Genomic DNA, 15171 nt, shown 5'->3' on the forward strand with positions numbered 1-15171 from the left:
CCCTTGCCCGTGCTGCTTTTTCCCGCACCGCTGCCAAAAATTTCGCAGTTGTGCGCCGTTCTAAACTGGGCAATGCTTCGCCCGATCCCGATGCGACCCGGCCGCCGGATGTAACGAGTGCGCGCGCGAGGCGCTTGGGAGGAGGAGCCGCGTAAGCATGTCCGTACCCGAGCCCCTGGTATCGTTCCGCAGGGTGCAGAAAACCTACGACGGCGAATTGCTCGTGGTGAAGGACCTGAACCTCGACATTCGTCGCGGCGAGTTCTTGACCATGCTGGGCCCGTCCGGTTCGGGCAAGACCACGTCGCTGATGATGCTGGCTGGCTTCGAGGTGCCGACCCATGGCGAGATCACGCTCGCCGGCCAATCGCTGCGCGATACCCCGCCGCACAAGCGCGACATCGGCGTCGTCTTCCAGAACTACGCTCTTTTCCCGCACATGACGGTCGAGGAGAACGTCGCCTTTCCGCTCGCGGTACGGCGCATCGGCAAGGCCGAACAGAAAACGCGCGTCGCCCGCGCGCTCGATGTCGTCAAGCTCGGCGCGCTCGGCAGCCGCCGGCCGGGGCAACTGTCCGGCGGTCAGCAGCAGCGCGTCGCGCTGGCCCGCGCTTTGGTGTTCGAGCCCAAGCTGGTGCTGATGGACGAGCCGCTCGGCGCGCTCGACAAGCAGTTGCGCGAACACATGCAGATCGAGATCAAGCACATCCACGACAATCTCGGCCTTACCGTCGTCTATGTCACCCACGACCAGGGCGAGGCGCTGACCATGTCTGACCGCATCGCCGTGTTTCACGAAGGCGTGGTCCAGCAGCTCGACACGCCGCAGGGTTTGTATGAGCAGCCGCAGAACTCCTTCGTCGCCAACTTCATCGGCGAGAACAACATGCTCGGCGGCACGCTGGAAGGCGTCGATGCCGGCTCCTGCCGCGTCCGCCTCGATGACGGCACGCTGATCGAGGCCCGCTCCGGCTGCGCCAACGACGCGGGGCGCCGCGTCAGCCTGTCGCTGCGGCCGGAGAAGATCGATATCGAACCGCAGGGCGAGATCGCCAACCGGCTGCGCGCGACCGTGAAGGAAACGATCTATCACGGCGACCACATGCGCGTGCGCCTCGACGTTCTCGGCAACGACGATTTCACGGTGAAGATGCGCTACCGCGCCAACCGCGTGGTGCCGAAGCCCGGCGACACGCTGTCGATCGGCTTCGCCGCGCGCGACTGCCTGGCGCTCGACGCGCCGCATTGATTCAACAAGGCAGGCCGCATCCGCGGCAGGCCGAGCATGAGGGAGAGTACGATGTATTCGAGGACGTTGGCGACGATTGTCGCGGCGGCGATCACGGTGGGCGCAGGCGCTGCCGCGAACGCGCGCGACCTGACCATCGTGTCGTGGGGCGGCGCCTATCAGACGGCGCAGAAGAAAGTGTATTTCGAGCCCTTCAAGCAGGAAGCCAAGATCCCCCTGATCGACGAATCCTGGGACGGCGGCATCGGCGTGCTGCGCGCCAAGGTACAGGGCGGCGCTTCGACCTGGGACGTGGTGCAGGTGGAGTCTGACGAACTCGCGGCCGGCTGCGAGGAAGGCCTGTTCGTGCCGCTCGATTATTCGAAGATCGGCGGCAAGGACAATTACATTGCCCCGGCCGTGCATGAGTGCGGCGTCGGCGCCATCCTCTATGATTTCGTGCTCGGCTACGACAAGGACAAGATCAAGGATCCGCCGAAGTCGTGGGCCGATTTCTTCGACACCAAGAAGTATCCGGGCAAGCGCGCGCTGCGCGCCGGGCCGAAGACGACGCTCGAGATCGCGCTGATGGCCGACGGCGTCGCGCCGGCCGACGTCTACAAGGTGCTGAAGACCAAGGAAGGCGTCGATCGCGCTTTCAAGAAGCTCGACACCATCCGCGGCGACCTGATCTTCTGGAAGGCCGGTGCGCAGCCGCCGCAGTTGCTCGCTTCCGGCGAAGTGGTGCTGACCTCGGTCTATAACGGCCGTATCGACGCCGCCAACCACGACGACAAGCGCAACTTCGGCATCTCGTGGAACGGCGCGCTGTACACGATCGACTCCTGGGTGATCCTGAAGGGCTCGCCCAATATCGACAACGCCTACAAGCTGATCAACTTCCTCGGCCAGGCCAAGAACCAGGCCAAGCTGCCGGAAGCGATCGCCTACGGCGTCACCGCCAAGGGCGCCAACGCCATGATCCCGAAGGCGCGACTCGCCGACCTGCCGACTGCGGACGAAAACTTCGCCCACGCCGTGCAGATCGACACCGCGTTCTGGATGGAAAACATCGACCGCCTCACCGAGCAGTTCAACAAGTGGGCGGCGACCAAGTAGCCGCACGCGATCCGGCGCCGTCCCGCCTGGCGCGGGGCGGCGTCGCCTTTTTCGTCCGGAGGCGCCGCTGACCAGTCCCGGCCTTGCTGTGCCGCTCGCCAGCGGCTCGCTGAAGGCGCAACTGCGCCGCGCCGAGCGCATGCGCAAGCTGCGCGCCTTCGCGCTGGTGCTGCCGCTGCTGCTGTTCCTGATCGTCACCTTCGTCGTGCCGATCCTCGACATGCTGCGCCTGGCCGTGGTCGATCGCGATCTCGCCGCGGTCTGGCCGCATGTCGCGCAATCGATCGGCACCTGGACCGACCGTAGCAAGGCGCCGCCGCCGCCGGTGTTCGAGGCGCTCGCCACCGATATTCGCGACAGCTATCGCGCCCGCACGCTGCCGCTCGCGGCGCGGCGTTTGAATTACGCCATCGACGATGGCCGCACGCTGGTGTTCGGCACCGCGCGCCGTTTGCCCGAGACGTCGCCAGATTGGCGCGGCACTCTGATCGAGATTGACCCGCACTGGGGCGACCTGAAAACCTGGGCGGCCATCGATCAGGCGAGCGGCCCGCTCACCAGCTTCTTCCTGCTTGCCGCGGTGGACCGCCAGAAGACCGCCGACGGCCACATCGTCTCGACCCCGTCCGGCCAGGCGATCTATGTCGAGGTGTTGACGCGCACCTTCAAGGTCAGCATCACCGTCACGCTGCTTTGCGTCGTGCTCGGTTTTCCGGTCGCCTATCTGCTGGCGACGCAGCCGCCGCGGCGCGCCAATCTGCTGATGATCCTGGTGCTGCTGCCGTTCTGGACCTCGCTGCTGGTGCGCACCGCGGCCTGGATCGTGCTCCTGCAGGAGCAGGGCATCATCAACCACGCCCTGATCTGGCTCGGCGTCATCGATCATCCGGTGCGTCTGATCTACAACCGCATCGGCGTCTATATCGCGATGACGCATATCCTGCTGCCGTTCCTCATCCTGCCGCTCTATTCGGTGATGAAGGGCATCAAGCCGTCCTACATGCTGGCGGCAAAATCGCTCGGCGCCTCGCCGACCGAGGCCTTCATTCGGGTCTATCTGCCGATGACGCTGCCCGGCGTCGGCGCCGGCGCCCTGCTAGTCTTCATTCTGGCGCTCGGCTACTACATCACGCCGGCCTTGGTCGGCGGCGCCGCCGATCAGATGATCAGCTACTTCATCGCCTTCTATACGTCCGACTCGGTGAACTGGGGCATGGCCTCGGCGCTCGGCACCGTATTGCTCGTCGCCACGCTGCTGCTCTACTGGGTGTACGACCGTCTGGTCGGCATCAGCAACGTCAAGCTCGGCTGAGGGAAACGAAATGCCGGCCGGCCATCAGCATCTGACGCGGGAAGAGCGGATCTGGCGCGCGGTGCTCTATGTCACCAGCGGCCTCGTCCTGTTCTTTCTGATGGCGCCGATATTCGCCATCGTGCCGCTGTCGTTCAACTCCGGCACCTTCCTCACCTACCCGCTCGATGGCCTGTCGCTGCGCTGGTACAACGCCTTCATCGCCAGCGAGCAATGGATGCGCGCGCTGCGCAACAGCTTCGTCATCGGCATCTCGAGCGCGGTGCTCGCCACCGCGCTCGGCACGCTCGCCGCGCTCGGCCTGACGCGCGCCGATTTCCGCGGCAAGGGTCTCGTCATGGCGATCCTGCTGTCGCCAATGATCGTGCCCGTCGTCATCGTCGCCGTCGGCTTCTATTTCTTCTTCGCGCCGCTCGGCCTGACTGCGAGTTATACCGGCCTGATCCTTGCCCACACCGCGCTCGGGACGCCCTTCGTCGTCATCACCGTGGCGGCGACGTTGAAGGGCTTCGACGAGAACCTCGCCCGCGCTTCCGCCAGCCTCGGCGCCGCGCCGGTGGAGACGTTCTTCAAGGTCATCCTGCCGCTGATCGCGCCCGGTGTCGCCTCCGGCGCGTTGTTCGCCTTCGCCACCAGTTTCGACGAGGTCGTCGTCGTGCTGATGGTCGCGGGCCCCGAACAACGCACGCTGCCGCGCGAAATGTTCTCCGGTCTGCGCGAGAACATCTCGCCGACGATCACGGCGGTCGCCACCATCATGATCCTGGTGTCGGTGGTAATGCTGGCCTCGCTGGAAATGCTGCGCCGGCGCAACGAGCGCCTGCGCGGCATCCGCAGCACCTGAACGCGTTTTCGAGCGAAGTGGAGACCGGTTCGCGTGAAGAAAACGCGTCAAAGCTAAAGCTTGAACAGCCCGAGCCCGTCGCGCACCTCCTCCAATGTCCCCTGCGTGACGGCGCGCGCTTTTGCCGTGCCGTCGCGCAGGATATCGAGCACGGTGGCCGGATCGCGCGCCAGCGCCGCCCGCCGCTCGCGGATCGGCGTCAGCAGCTCCTGCAGCAAGGTTTCGAGCCGCGCCTTCACGGCCTTGTCGCCGAGGCCGCCGCGCCGGTACTGGGCCTTCAGGGCAGCCACCTCAGCTTCGTCCGGATCGAAGGCATCGAGATAGGTGAACACGACATTACCCTCGACCGAGCCGGGATCGCTGACGCGCAGGTGGTTCGGATCGGTGTACATCAGGTGCACGGCGCGCTTGATCTCGTCCGGCGAGGCCGACAGCAGCAACGCGTTGCCCTGCGACTTGCTCATCTTGGCCTTGCCGTCGATGCCGGGCAGCCGGCCGACCCTGGGGATGACGGCCTCGGCTTCGAGCAGCACGTCGCGGCCGGCCTGATGATTGACGCGGCGGACGATCTCGTTGGTCTGTTCGATCAGCGGCGCCTGGTCCTCGCCGACCGGCACCACGGTCGCCCTGAAGCCGGTGATGTCGGCGGCCTGCGCCACCGGGTAACACATGAACCCCGCCGGAATATCGCGGCCGAAGCCGCGGGCGCGGATTTCGTCCTTGATGGTCGGATTGCGCTCGAGGCGCGTCACCGAAACGAAGTTGAGATAGAGCATCGTCAGTTCGGCGAGCGCCGGCAGCGCCGACTGCACGCAGATCGAGGTTTTCGCCGGGTCGATGCCGACGGCGAGATAATCGAGCGCCACTTCGATGACGTTGCGGCGCACCTTGTCCGGGTCGTGGGCGTTGTCGGTCAGCGCCTGCAGGTCGGCGAGCAGCAGGAATTGCCGGTGGGTGTCCTGGAGCGCCAGCCGGTTCCTGAGCGAACCGACATAGTGGCCGAGGTGCAGCGGTCCGGTGGTGCGGTCGCCGGTGAGGATGACGGGCTTTAGGTCGAGAGGGGCATGCATGGCGGGTTCTCCGGTTGGGAGCCGCCGCGCCTCGGTTAGGTTGTCAACTCATAGACGACGCCTGCCGATACCCGGCGGCCACGTCTGATGAATGAAAAGAAATTCGACGCGCCGCTCCTTTAAAAGGAGCGCCACCAACAGATCGGGGTAAGGATCACGGCGTCGAACATGCGCGGGGAGATGCCACAGTTTCGGCTCGCGGGCAAGCCGGGCCGATCGAAGCGGGCGCCGCTGTCAATGCAGCGATGGCACAAACAGATAGACGCGAAGCGCCACGATCGCGATCGTGGCGGCCGCTATGCCGACAGCAACCAGCATACCTCTGAGCAACTTGCGCGCCGTTCCGGCAGAAACAGTAATCCTGTGCGCTTGGTCCTGAATTTGGCCCCACGTCGTCAGCGTCATGGTCGTCATCCATCAATGGCTGGGGATCGGCGCGCCCTTGGCGGGCTGGGTCTGCGTGGCGGCGTCGAAGCATTTGAGCCGCGCCGTCTGATCCGCAATGCTTCGGCAATCCGCCGGGCTGCCGGCGTTCATCGCCAGCAGCACGCCGAGAAACGCGGCAATGCCGGCGGCAACCAGCACCCAGAACGGTTCAGGTTTGTCGGCGCTTTTGCCGACGTCGCGCTCGACCCAATCGTATCGCGGGCCCATGGCCGCCTCCTTTGTCGCTCGCTTGAGCAGCAAGACGAAAATGGAGCGGCCGGCGCAAAGCTTCGATACGGAAATGCGGCCCAGGGCATAAGGGCTGCATAAAAAGGGACGGCGCCGGATTCCTTGTCGCTCCGGGGCACGTGCGCGCGTGATCCTGGAATCCGTATTACCGGCGCTTCGGTGTCAGGATTCCGGGCCCGCCGCTTTGCGGCGTCCCGGAATGACTGTTGAAGGTCAAATCCCCCGCATCAAACCGCCATCGACCTTCAGGTTCTGCCCGGTGATATAGCCGGCGCCGTCGGACACCAGGAACGCCACGGTGGCGGCAATCTCGTCGGCGGTGCCGTAGCGCGCCATCGGCACCATCTCGCGGCGCTCGTCCTTCTCCGGCAGGCTATCGATCCAGCCGGGCAGCACGTTGTTCATGCGCACATTGTCGGCGGCGTATTTGTCGGCGAACAGCTTGGTGAAGGCGGCGAGCCCGGCGCGGAATACTCCCGAGGTCGGAAACATCGCGTTCGGCTCGAAGGCCCAGGCCGTCGAGATATTGACGATGGCGCCCTTCTTCTGCGCCGCCATGATCGGCGCGACCAACCGCGCCGGCCGGATCGCGCTCAACAGGTACACGTCCATGCCGGCGTGCCACTGCTCGTCGGTGATCTTCAGGATTTCGTCGCGCGGCCCGTGGCCGGCGCTGTTGACCAGGGCGTCGATGCGGCCGAAGGCCTTCATGGTGTCGTCGACCAGCCGTTTGACATCGTCGTTCGACTGGTTCGAGCCGGTGACGCCGATGCCGCCGAGTTCCTTGGCCAGTGCTTCGCCCTTGCCCGACGACGACAGGATCGCGACCTTGTAACCGTCGGACGCCAGTCTCCGCGCCGCCGCCGCACCCATGCCGCTGCCGCCCGCCGTTACGATCGCCACTTTCATTGCTCAACTCCAGATTTGGTTCGCGGCGGATCATGGGTAAGCGCGGGGTGGGACGCAACAACGTCTTGCTCCTGTCAATTCGATTATTGACAATATTCCTATCGCATGCCATGGTGCTTGGGCTGCGCTCCACCCTCACCGTCTCGAGCGGCGATGTGGTGAAGCGAAAGCCGGTGCGCCGACAATGCGCACCGATGGTGGAGCGTCGGGAGGCGCAGCCGGCTTCGCAAGCCGGCGCGTGCTCTCGCAAAGCACGCTCGGCGGGCCCGATCGCAAGGGATCCCGTCATTGGAGGTCTCGCAAACCTCCTGGCGCCTCCCGAGGCTCCATTCGATAAACCGGGAAGCCGGCGCCCCCGCGCCGTTCAAACAACAGGGGTGACGTTGTGCGTCTGCATCAGAGCACCGGTGCCCGCTTCGCGGGCATGAGCGGAGGACACGAATTGCCCATCAAGCCGACCGCCGACTTCTCCCACTTCGACGCGCTCGACATCCGCGTCGGCCGCATCGTCAAGGTCGAGGAAGCGCAGACGAAGAAGCCGACCTGGCGCATGACCATCGACTTCGGCGGCGATATCGGCACCAAAGTGTCGTGCGGCGCCTATCGCCATTATACCAAGGAAGACCTGATCGGCCGCCAGGTGCTCGCCGTCGTCAATTTCGCGCCGCGCAAAATGGGCCCCGAGATTTCCGAAGTGCTGACGCTCGGCGTGCCGGGTGAGCAGGGCGCGACGATTTATGTGACGCCGCAGCAGGAAGTCGAACTCGGCGCCGCGCTGTTCTAGGCCGCAGGAGCACACGCCTTGTCTCGGGGGCGCGCCGCGCCCTATTCTCCGCGGCAGATGGCAACGCAAGGAGGCGAAGATGGCGACGACGCTGAAAGAGCTGATGGAGCAGGCCAACGCTGCGGTGCCGCGCATCGCGCCGGCCGAAGCCAAGGATCTCATCGCCAAGGGCAACGCGCTGGTCGTCGATGTTCGCGATGCGCCGGAAATCGAAAAAAGCGGCATGGTGACCGGTGCGCATCACGTCTCGCGCGGCATGCTTGAGTTCCGCGCCGATCCGGGCTCGCCCTATCACGACAAGAATTTCGCCAAGGACAAGACCATCATCGTCTACTGCGCCTCTGGCGGCCGCTCCGCGCTCGCCGGCAAAGCGCTGAAGGATCTCGGCTTCGACAAGGTACTCAATCTCGGTGCGTTCAAGGATTGGGTCGAGAGCGGTGGCGCCGTCGACAAGCCGATCGAGCCCGGCATGTAGCGCGGCGCGGAACCGCCGCACATTTTGCGGCGTTCATCTCTCTGCAGTGTCAACGGCAGGAGGAACGCATCATGCCCCGCGGCAGCAAGGCGGCCTATACTTCCAAGCAGAAGCGTAAGGCCGAGCATATCGAAGAGGGTTACGAGAAGCGCGGCACCTCGAAGAAGGAAGCCGAACGGCGCGCCTGGGCGACGGTGAACAAGGAATCCGGCGGCGGCAAGAAGTCCGGCTCCGGCCGCGGCAAGAAGGAAAGCCACGCTTCATCGCGCAAGGGCGGCAAGGTCGGCGGCCGCGCCTCGGCGTCACGCTCGAAGGCGGCGCGCTCGCGCTCGGCCAAGAAAGCCGCGGCGACGCGGAAACGCCGGGGCCATTAGCGGGGGCCATTCCGGGCATGCATCAGCGCGAACCCGGAATGGCAATCATCAAAACTCATCGCGCTGGGCACGGTTGGCCCGGTAGCGCGGCCGCTGGCTGAATATCTCTTCGAAATTGCTGTCCTGCCGCAGCGCGCGGCTGTCGACGCGGCGGCGCGAAACCCGATGCTCCAATTGAACGCGGCCGCGCTCGACCACCTCCACCGGCGGCGCCTCGCGATATTTCTTGACCCGCGTGCTGACCATCGCTTCCGGCCGGCTTCCGGTCACTTCGATCCGTGTCGCCCCGGTATTGTGCCGCACCAGTTCGAACAAGGTCGCGGCATTCTTCGGATGCAGCCGGATGCAGCCATGCGAGGCCGGGCGGCCGAGGCGGGAAATTTCATAACTGCCGTGGATCGCATAGCCGCCGGCGAAGAAGATCGAATGCGGCATCGGCGACCAGTCGTATTTGCGTGAATACCACTGCCGCTCCAGCCGCTGCGGCCGATAGACGCCGTTCGGCGTGTTGTAGCCCCAGCGCGCGGTCGACACCGGCCAGCGATAGCGGGTCGCGCCGTCGACGCTAACGGTCAATTGCTGCGTCGATTTGTCGACGGTGATGAGGACCGCGGCGCGGGCCGGCTGACCAGCCACCACGAGCGCACCGAGGGCTGCGATGATCGCGAGAAGACGCATGACTAACTCCTCGGTCTGTTTACCGCGATTTCCGCAGGCCGATCGCGGCGATCGCAAAGCTTGGTTAGCGCGTGATCCCGTATTTGCGGTCGAGGCTGCGCAGCCAGGCTTCGCGGCCGCGCAGCACCGCGGCATCGTCGCCGACCGCTGTGAAAGCGCCGCCGCGCACGATCTCGACCTGCGCGTGGGCCGGCCGCTGCGTCACCGCGATGATCCTCGCCTTCGGCGGAAGCTTCGCGACGTCGGCTTTCACCACCCGGGTTACGCGCGGCGGCGGAGTGTCGGCTTCCGGCTTTTCAACGTCCCGCCTGGCCGCGACCTTGATCACGGGCGCCAGTTCCGGCTTGCGCTCGATCTTCGGCTCGGTTTTGCGCTCGACCTTGGCCTCGCTCTTTTCGGCCTTGGCGACATCCTTGCTCTCGCTTCGCAACGACGACCTGACGTCTGCGATATTCAACCTCGGGTCCGCCAGCGGCGCCGGCAATCGGCCGTCGATCACCTCGATGCGGGCGCTGCTCTTGCCGCGCTCACGCAGCAGCGCGAATAAAGTCGTGGCATTGGCGCGGCTCAGCCGCACGCAGCCATGCGAGGCGGCGCGACCGAGCCGGCGCTCCTCGACGGTGCCGTGCATCGCGTAGCCCTTGTAGAAGAACACGGCATGCGGCATCGGCGCCCAGTCGTACTTGCGCGAGTACCAGCTCCGTTCCAGGCGGATCGGGCGGAACGAGCCAGCCGGCGTGTCGTAGCCGCGCCGCCCGGTGGACACCGGCCAGCGATACCGCTCGGCGCCATCGACATCGACGGTGACGCGCTGATCGGCCTTGCTGACGGTGATGAGAATGTCGGCGCGCGCCGCCGAAGGGGAGGCAACGCCCAGCGCCAACATGAACGACGCGGCCACAGCCGCAGGAACACGGGCGCTACGCATGACACTTTCCTTCCAAGTTTCGCACCGGGATACTGCCCAGGGCCCTAGGATCGCCCATCGGAACGGCCCTTGTAAAGCTTTCGTTAACCATAAAAGTCTTTGGCGGCGCTCGCCTTTTAGCGATGCCGCGCACCGCCGGCCGCGCCGGTTCCGCCTAAACCATGCCGTGCAATTAACCTGACACCCGCCCGGGAAATCGCTTAAATCGCAGCCGTCATGATCAAATCGGCCACCATCTTCGCCGTCTGCGCCGTGGCACTTGCCGCAGGCGTGTACGTGCTCGGCCCGAAAGCCGAACGCCCGGCCGCGGTGGCGACCTCCGGCGCCGCGCAGGACGACATCGTGTCATCGACGGCGAAAACGCCGCCGCCACCACCGGTCGCCATGATGCCGAGACCGGCTTCGCCCATCGCCAGTGCACCGCCGCCGCAAGTCGCATCGGCTGCGTCGGTGCCTCCGGCCACCACGCCGGCATCGCCGCCGGCTGCCGAAGCATCAGCAACACCAGTCACTGCGCCACCCGCACCGCCGAGCGAACCGGCGCCGCAAGAGGCCACAGCGCCCGCAGCCGCCGCGCCTGAGCCGCCGCCGGTTGTTTCTGCGCCGCCGCCGGTTGCGCCGCCCCTCGGCACCGACAGCGCGAAAGGCAATGCCGCTCCCGCTCCTGCCGCTGTGCCTGCGCCCGCCGCGCTGCCGCCGACACCGGCGCCTGCGGTCGCGTTGCCGACGCCGCCGGAGAAACCGACCATCGTCGAGCAGGCGATCAAGTCCGGCGAGCCGATCCCGGCGAAGAAGCTATTCGCGGCCGAGAAGCTGCCAAGCCTCGGCAAGGCCATGGCGATTGGCTACTATCCGCGCGGCTGCCTGCAGGGCGGCGTCGCGCTGCCGGTCAACGGACCGACCTGGCAGGTGATGCGCATCTCGCGCAATCGCATGTGGGGCCATCCCAACCTGGTGCGTTTCCTCGAGCGCTTCGCCCCCGCCGCCGCCAAGGCCACCGGCTGGCACGGCATCCTGATCGGCGACATGGCGCAGCCGCGCGGCGGCCCGCTGCCCTTCGGCCACCTCAGTCATCAGATCGGCCTCGATGTCGATGTCTGGTTCATGCCAATGCCCAGTCACACGCTCTCCGCGGACGAGCGTGAGAAAACATCGGCAATCAATCTCGTCTCCGCCGACTGGAAGCACATCAACACCAAGACCTGGACGCCGCAGCACTACGACTTCATCCGCGTCGCCGCCGAACAACCCGGCGTCGAGCGCGTGCTGGTGAACGCCGCGATCAAACAGGAAATGTGCCGGATGCAGGGGGCAAAACATCCGGAATGGATGGACAAGGTGCGGCCGTGGTACGGCCACCACGACCACATCCACGTCCGCCTCGCCTGCCCGCCGGATTCGCCGAGCTGCCGCAAGCAGCCGCCGGTGCCGGAGAGCGACGGCTGCGGCAAGGCGCTGGATTACTGGTTCTCGGACCGCGTGCTGCATCCGAAACCGAAGCCGCCCAATCCCAATGCCAAGCCGCCAAAGCCGATCACGCTCGCCGACATGCCCCCGGCCTGCAAGACTGTGCTCGCCGCACCGGACAAGCCGCTGACCGCGTTGCAGAAGAACGACTAGGCCCCTGCGTCCACCGGCAGCACGTTGGTGTACTTCACCTGCTCCAGCGCAAAGCTCGACTCGATCGAGGCGATGCCGTCGAGCCGCGTCAGCTTGGTCTTGAGAAAGCGTTCGTAGCTCGGCAGGTCCGGCACCACGACGCGCAGCAGATAATCGCGCTGCCCGGTCATCAGATAGCACTCCAGAACTTCGGGCCAGCGCGAAATCGTCTTGCCGAAGCGCTCGAGCATTTCCTCGCGCTGCTTGTCGAGCTTGATCGAGATGAAGACAGAAACCGGCAGGCCGACCGCACGCTGATCGAGCACCGCCACATAGCGATTGATCACGCCGGCCTTTTCCAGCAGCCGGACGCGGCGCAAGCACGGCGACGGCGACAACCCGACTTGCGCGGCGAGATCGTTGATGCTCATGCGGCCGTCGGATTGCAGCAAATTCAGAATCTTGCGGTCAATCGGGTCCAGTTCTGAAGCTGGCATTTTATGCCTCTAAGTAACGTCAAATTCGCACAATCATCCAATATTTGCCGAATTAATAGCGCGAATTGGCAAGAACCGCCACCGCGACAGGCGCATTATTTGGTTGTCGTCCCGGGCGAGCCACCAGCGCGTTTACGCGCGTCTCTGACGCGCTATGGCCAGACCCGGGACCCATAGCCACAGCCCTATCGTCGCAGGGATTTGGGTCCCCGCTTTCGCGGGGACGACCGATCAAGGGAGACCGCGGATGACATCAGCAGACAACCTCAAGTCCCTGAGTGCCCTCGAGCGCAAGGTGCTGTGGCTGGCGAGCTGGATGATCCACAACGCCAACCACATCCGCGAGAACAATGACGGGCTGAAGGTCGGCGGCCACCAGGCCTCGAGTGCCTCGCTCGCGACCATCATGACGGCGCTGTACTTTGATGTGCTGCGGCCGCAGGACCGCGTCGCGGTGAAGCCCCACGCCTCGCCGATCTATCATGCCATCCAGTATCTGTTCGGCAAGCAGACGCGTGAGAAGATGGAAGCCTTCCGCGGCTACAAGGGCGCGCAGAGCTATCCGTCGCGCACCAAGGACACCGACGACGTCGATTTCTCGACCGGTTCGGTGGGCCTCGGCGTCGCGCAGACTTTATTCTCGTCGCTGGTGCAGGATTACGTGCGGGCGCATGGCTGGGCCAAGGATCGTCCCGAAGGCCGCATGGTGGCGCTGGTCGGCGACGCCGAGCTCGATGAAGGCAACATCTTCGAAGCGCTGCTCGACGGCTGGAAGCAGGGCCTGCGTAATTGCTGGTGGGTCATCGACTATAACCGCCAGAGCCTGGACGCCGTGGTGCGCGAAGGCCTGTGGGAGCGCTACGAGCAACTGTTCAAGAATTTCGGCTGGAACGTCGCCATCGTGAAGTACGGCTCGCTGCAGCAGGCGGCGTTCAAGGAGCCGGGCGGCGACAGGCTGAAACATTGGATCGACACCTGTCCGAACCCGCTGTACTCGGCGCTGGTGTTCGCCGGCGGCGCGGCCTGGCGCAAGCGTCTCAACGACGAGATCGGCGATCAAGGGCCGGTATCGAAACTGATCGAAAAGCGCAGCGACGATGAACTCGCGGCGCTGATGAACAACCTCGGCGGTCACGATCTGCCGGCGCTGCTGGAAGCCTTCCATGGCGCCGATCCGGAAAAGCCGACCTGCTTCATCTGCTATACGGTGAAGGGCTTCGGCCTGCCGATGGCAGGTCACAAGGACAATCATGCCGGACTGATGACCCCGGCACAGATGGAGACCTTCCGGGGCAAGATGGCCGTGCGTCCGGGGCATGAATGGGACAAGTTCGAAGGCCTCGACAATCCGGACACCTTGCAAGCCTTCCTCGACAAGGTGCCTTTCGTCTCCGGCGGCGAACGTCGCTTGACCGCGCCGGCCATTCCGGTGCCGGAAACCCTGCAGATAACGATTCAGCCGACCATGGCGACGCAGACCGGCTTCGGCACGATTCTCCATGAGATCGGCCGCGCCGACACGGAGTTCGCAAGCCGTATCGTTACGACGTCGCCGGACGTCACGGTTTCGACCAATCTCGGCCCCTGGGTGAACCGGCGTGGTCTGTTCGCCCGCGAGGCGATGGCCGACACCTTCAAGAGCGAACAGATTCCGTCGACGTTCAATTGGGAGTTCTCGCCGAAGGGCCAGCACATGGAGCTGGGCATTGCCGAGTCCAACCTGTTCATCAATCTTTCGGCCCTCGGCCTGTCGCATTCCATCAACGGCGTGCGGCTGCTGCCGATCGGTACCTTGTACGATCCATTCATCGCCCGCGGCCTCGATCAGCTCAATTACGGCTGCTATCAGGACTCGCGTTTCATGGTGGTGGCGACGCCGTCGGGCGTCACCTTGGCCGGCGAAGGCGGCGCGCATCAGTCGATCGCCGAACCGCTGATCGGCATGGCGCAGGACGGTCTGGCCTCGTTCGAGCCGGCCTTCGTCGACGAACTCGCGGAGATCATGCGCTGGTCGTTCGACTACATGCAGAAGGACGGCAAGGACGCCGAGGCTTCCGAAAAAAGCTGGCTGCGCGACGAGAGCGGCGGCTCGGTTTACCTGCGGCTGTCGACCCGGCCGATCGAACAGATCCAGCGCACCATGACGCCGGAACTGCGCCAGCACATCATCGACGGCGCCTACTGGCTGCGCGAGCCCGGTCCGAACTGTCAGGTCATCGTCGCCTATAGCGGCGCCATCGCGCCGGAAGCTATTGCCGCCGTCGGCCTGATGGCGGAAGACCGCCGCGACATCGGTTTGCTCGCCGTCACGTCGGCGGATCGTCTCAATGCCGGCTGGACCGCGGCGCAGCGCGCAAGAGAGCGCGGCCTTGTGCATGCACGCTCGCATATCGAACGCCTGCTCGGTGATCTTCAGCCGCACTGCGGCATCGTCACCGTCATCGACGGTCACCCGGCAACGCTGTCGTGGTTGGGGGCCGTGCACGGCAATCGCACGCGCGGGCTCGGCGTCGAGCACTTCGGTCAGACCGGCACGCTCGCCGATCTCTACAAACACTATGGCATCGACTCGAACGCCATCATCGCCGCCGCCGAAGCCATCGCGCCGGGCCGGCCGATGCGATACCTGAAGGCGTTGTAGTTTTCCCTCTCCCCGACCTTACGGGGAGGGAGAGGGGT

Annotated in this window: 17 protein-coding genes; 9 read left to right on the forward strand and 8 right to left on the reverse strand. The window is 65.2% G+C overall.

The window, feature by feature from the left end:
* Positions 1–157: 157 nt before the first annotated feature.
* The 4 genes from ASD45_RS21575 (at position 158) to ASD45_RS21590 (ending at position 4503) form a co-directional block, all read left to right on the forward strand.
* Positions 158–1249 carry an ABC transporter ATP-binding protein gene (locus ASD45_RS21575; protein WP_056913770.1) on the forward strand — a complete coding sequence of 364 codons (1092 nt, stop codon included), beginning with the start codon at positions 158–160 and terminating at the stop codon, positions 1247–1249.
* A gap of 51 nt (positions 1250–1300) precedes the next feature.
* The gene (locus tag ASD45_RS21580) at positions 1301–2347 is read left to right on the forward strand and encodes an ABC transporter substrate-binding protein (protein ID WP_056913771.1); all 1047 of its coding nucleotides are present in this window, start codon (positions 1301–1303) and stop codon (positions 2345–2347) included.
* Positions 2348–2486: 139 nt separating this feature from the next.
* On the forward strand, positions 2487–3659 hold the full coding sequence (locus ASD45_RS21585; RefSeq protein ID WP_082541130.1) for an ABC transporter permease: 1173 nt from the start codon (positions 2487–2489) through the stop codon (positions 3657–3659).
* Positions 3660–3669: 10 nt separating this feature from the next.
* Entirely contained in the window at positions 3670–4503 is an 834-nt protein-coding gene (locus ASD45_RS21590) for an ABC transporter permease (protein WP_056913773.1), read from the forward strand.
* A 53-nt stretch (positions 4504–4556) separates the two neighbouring features.
* On the opposite strand, the gene trpS is transcribed toward ASD45_RS21590, so the two are convergent.
* From trpS to ASD45_RS21610, 4 genes are all read right to left on the reverse strand, one after another.
* Complete coding sequence (gene trpS, locus ASD45_RS21595; RefSeq protein WP_056913774.1) at positions 4557–5573, reverse strand: tryptophan--tRNA ligase; 1017 nt, start codon at positions 5571–5573, stop codon at positions 4557–4559.
* A 234-nt stretch (positions 5574–5807) separates the two neighbouring features.
* Positions 5808–5978 (reverse strand): hypothetical protein, encoded by a 171-nt coding sequence (locus ASD45_RS21600; protein WP_156381032.1) that lies wholly within the window; start codon positions 5976–5978, stop codon positions 5808–5810.
* Positions 5979–5990: 12 nt separating this feature from the next.
* Positions 5991–6227 (reverse strand): hypothetical protein, encoded by a 237-nt coding sequence (locus ASD45_RS21605; protein WP_156381033.1) that lies wholly within the window; start codon positions 6225–6227, stop codon positions 5991–5993.
* Between the two features lie 234 nt (positions 6228–6461).
* Positions 6462–7157 carry an SDR family oxidoreductase gene (locus ASD45_RS21610; protein WP_056913777.1) on the reverse strand — a complete coding sequence of 232 codons (696 nt, stop codon included), beginning with the start codon at positions 7155–7157 and terminating at the stop codon, positions 6462–6464.
* A gap of 442 nt (positions 7158–7599) precedes the next feature.
* Between ASD45_RS21610 and ASD45_RS21615 the strand changes: the two genes are divergently transcribed.
* The 3 genes from ASD45_RS21615 (at position 7600) to ASD45_RS21625 (ending at position 8790) form a co-directional block, all read left to right on the forward strand.
* Entirely contained in the window at positions 7600–7941 is a 342-nt protein-coding gene (locus tag ASD45_RS21615) for a tRNA-binding protein (RefSeq protein ID WP_244485606.1), read from the forward strand.
* 79 nt (positions 7942–8020) lie between these two features.
* Positions 8021–8416: a rhodanese-like domain-containing protein gene (locus tag ASD45_RS21620; RefSeq protein WP_056913778.1), complete on the forward strand. Its 396-nt coding sequence runs from the start codon at positions 8021–8023 to the stop codon at positions 8414–8416.
* A gap of 71 nt (positions 8417–8487) precedes the next feature.
* Entirely contained in the window at positions 8488–8790 is a 303-nt protein-coding gene (locus tag ASD45_RS21625) for a hypothetical protein (protein ID WP_056913779.1), read from the forward strand.
* A gap of 48 nt (positions 8791–8838) precedes the next feature.
* On the opposite strand, the gene ASD45_RS23210 is transcribed toward ASD45_RS21625, so the two are convergent.
* From ASD45_RS23210 to ASD45_RS23770, 3 genes are all read right to left on the reverse strand, one after another.
* Positions 8839–9468: a L,D-transpeptidase gene (locus tag ASD45_RS23210; protein WP_200949771.1), complete on the reverse strand. Its 630-nt coding sequence runs from the start codon at positions 9466–9468 to the stop codon at positions 8839–8841.
* A gap of 64 nt (positions 9469–9532) precedes the next feature.
* On the reverse strand, positions 9533–10396 hold the full coding sequence (locus ASD45_RS23215) for a L,D-transpeptidase family protein (protein WP_244485608.1): 864 nt from the start codon (positions 10394–10396) through the stop codon (positions 9533–9535).
* Positions 10397–10596: 200 nt separating this feature from the next.
* On the reverse strand, positions 10597–10908 hold the full coding sequence (locus tag ASD45_RS23770; RefSeq protein WP_162249482.1) for a hypothetical protein: 312 nt from the start codon (positions 10906–10908) through the stop codon (positions 10597–10599).
* Between the two features lie 160 nt (positions 10909–11068).
* Between ASD45_RS23770 and mepA the strand changes: the two genes are divergently transcribed.
* The gene (gene mepA / locus ASD45_RS21645) at positions 11069–12016 is read left to right on the forward strand and encodes a penicillin-insensitive murein endopeptidase (protein ID WP_056913781.1); all 948 of its coding nucleotides are present in this window, start codon (positions 11069–11071) and stop codon (positions 12014–12016) included.
* Here mepA and ASD45_RS21650 read toward each other — a convergent pair.
* Positions 12013–12492 carry an Lrp/AsnC family transcriptional regulator gene (locus ASD45_RS21650; protein WP_056913782.1) on the reverse strand — a complete coding sequence of 160 codons (480 nt, stop codon included), beginning with the start codon at positions 12490–12492 and terminating at the stop codon, positions 12013–12015. The two genes, mepA and ASD45_RS21650, sit on opposite strands and share 4 nt — an antisense overlap.
* A gap of 247 nt (positions 12493–12739) precedes the next feature.
* Between ASD45_RS21650 and ASD45_RS21655 the strand changes: the two genes are divergently transcribed.
* Entirely contained in the window at positions 12740–15133 is a 2394-nt protein-coding gene (locus tag ASD45_RS21655; protein WP_056913783.1) for a hypothetical protein, read from the forward strand.
* Positions 15134–15171: the final 38 nt, after the last annotated feature.

This window comes from Pseudolabrys sp. Root1462 (assembly GCF_001426945.1).
In the GTDB taxonomy this organism is placed as follows: domain Bacteria; phylum Pseudomonadota; class Alphaproteobacteria; order Rhizobiales; family Xanthobacteraceae; genus Pseudolabrys.

Bases quoted from the DNA above. Each gene is read 5' to 3' on its own strand.
- ASD45_RS21580 (WP_056913771.1), top strand. From the start codon at position 1,301: ATGTATTCGAGGACGTTGGCGACGATTGTCGCGGCGGCGATCACGGTG.
- ASD45_RS21575 (WP_056913770.1), top strand. From the start codon at position 158: ATGTCCGTACCCGAGCCCCTGGTATCGTTCCGCAGGGTGCAGAAAACC.
- ASD45_RS21620 (WP_056913778.1), top strand. From the start codon at position 8,021: ATGGCGACGACGCTGAAAGAGCTGATGGAGCAGGCCAACGCTGCGGTG.
- ASD45_RS21600 (WP_156381032.1), bottom strand. From the start codon at position 5,978: ATGACGCTGACGACGTGGGGCCAAATTCAGGACCAAGCGCACAGGATT.
- ASD45_RS23215 (WP_244485608.1), bottom strand. From the start codon at position 10,396: ATGCGTAGCGCCCGTGTTCCTGCGGCTGTGGCCGCGTCGTTCATGTTG.
- ASD45_RS21610 (WP_056913777.1), bottom strand. From the start codon at position 7,157: ATGAAAGTGGCGATCGTAACGGCGGGCGGCAGCGGCATGGGTGCGGCG.
- ASD45_RS21605 (WP_156381033.1), bottom strand. From the start codon at position 6,227: ATGGGCCCGCGATACGATTGGGTCGAGCGCGACGTCGGCAAAAGCGCC.
- ASD45_RS21625 (WP_056913779.1), top strand. From the start codon at position 8,488: ATGCCCCGCGGCAGCAAGGCGGCCTATACTTCCAAGCAGAAGCGTAAG.
- ASD45_RS21655 (WP_056913783.1), top strand. From the start codon at position 12,740: ATGACATCAGCAGACAACCTCAAGTCCCTGAGTGCCCTCGAGCGCAAG.
- trpS (WP_056913774.1), bottom strand. From the start codon at position 5,573: ATGCATGCCCCTCTCGACCTAAAGCCCGTCATCCTCACCGGCGACCGC.
- ASD45_RS21650 (WP_056913782.1), bottom strand. From the start codon at position 12,492: ATGCCAGCTTCAGAACTGGACCCGATTGACCGCAAGATTCTGAATTTG.
- ASD45_RS21585 (WP_082541130.1), top strand. From the start codon at position 2,487: ATGCGCAAGCTGCGCGCCTTCGCGCTGGTGCTGCCGCTGCTGCTGTTC.
- ASD45_RS21590 (WP_056913773.1), top strand. From the start codon at position 3,670: ATGCCGGCCGGCCATCAGCATCTGACGCGGGAAGAGCGGATCTGGCGC.
- ASD45_RS23210 (WP_200949771.1), bottom strand. From the start codon at position 9,468: ATGCGTCTTCTCGCGATCATCGCAGCCCTCGGTGCGCTCGTGGTGGCT.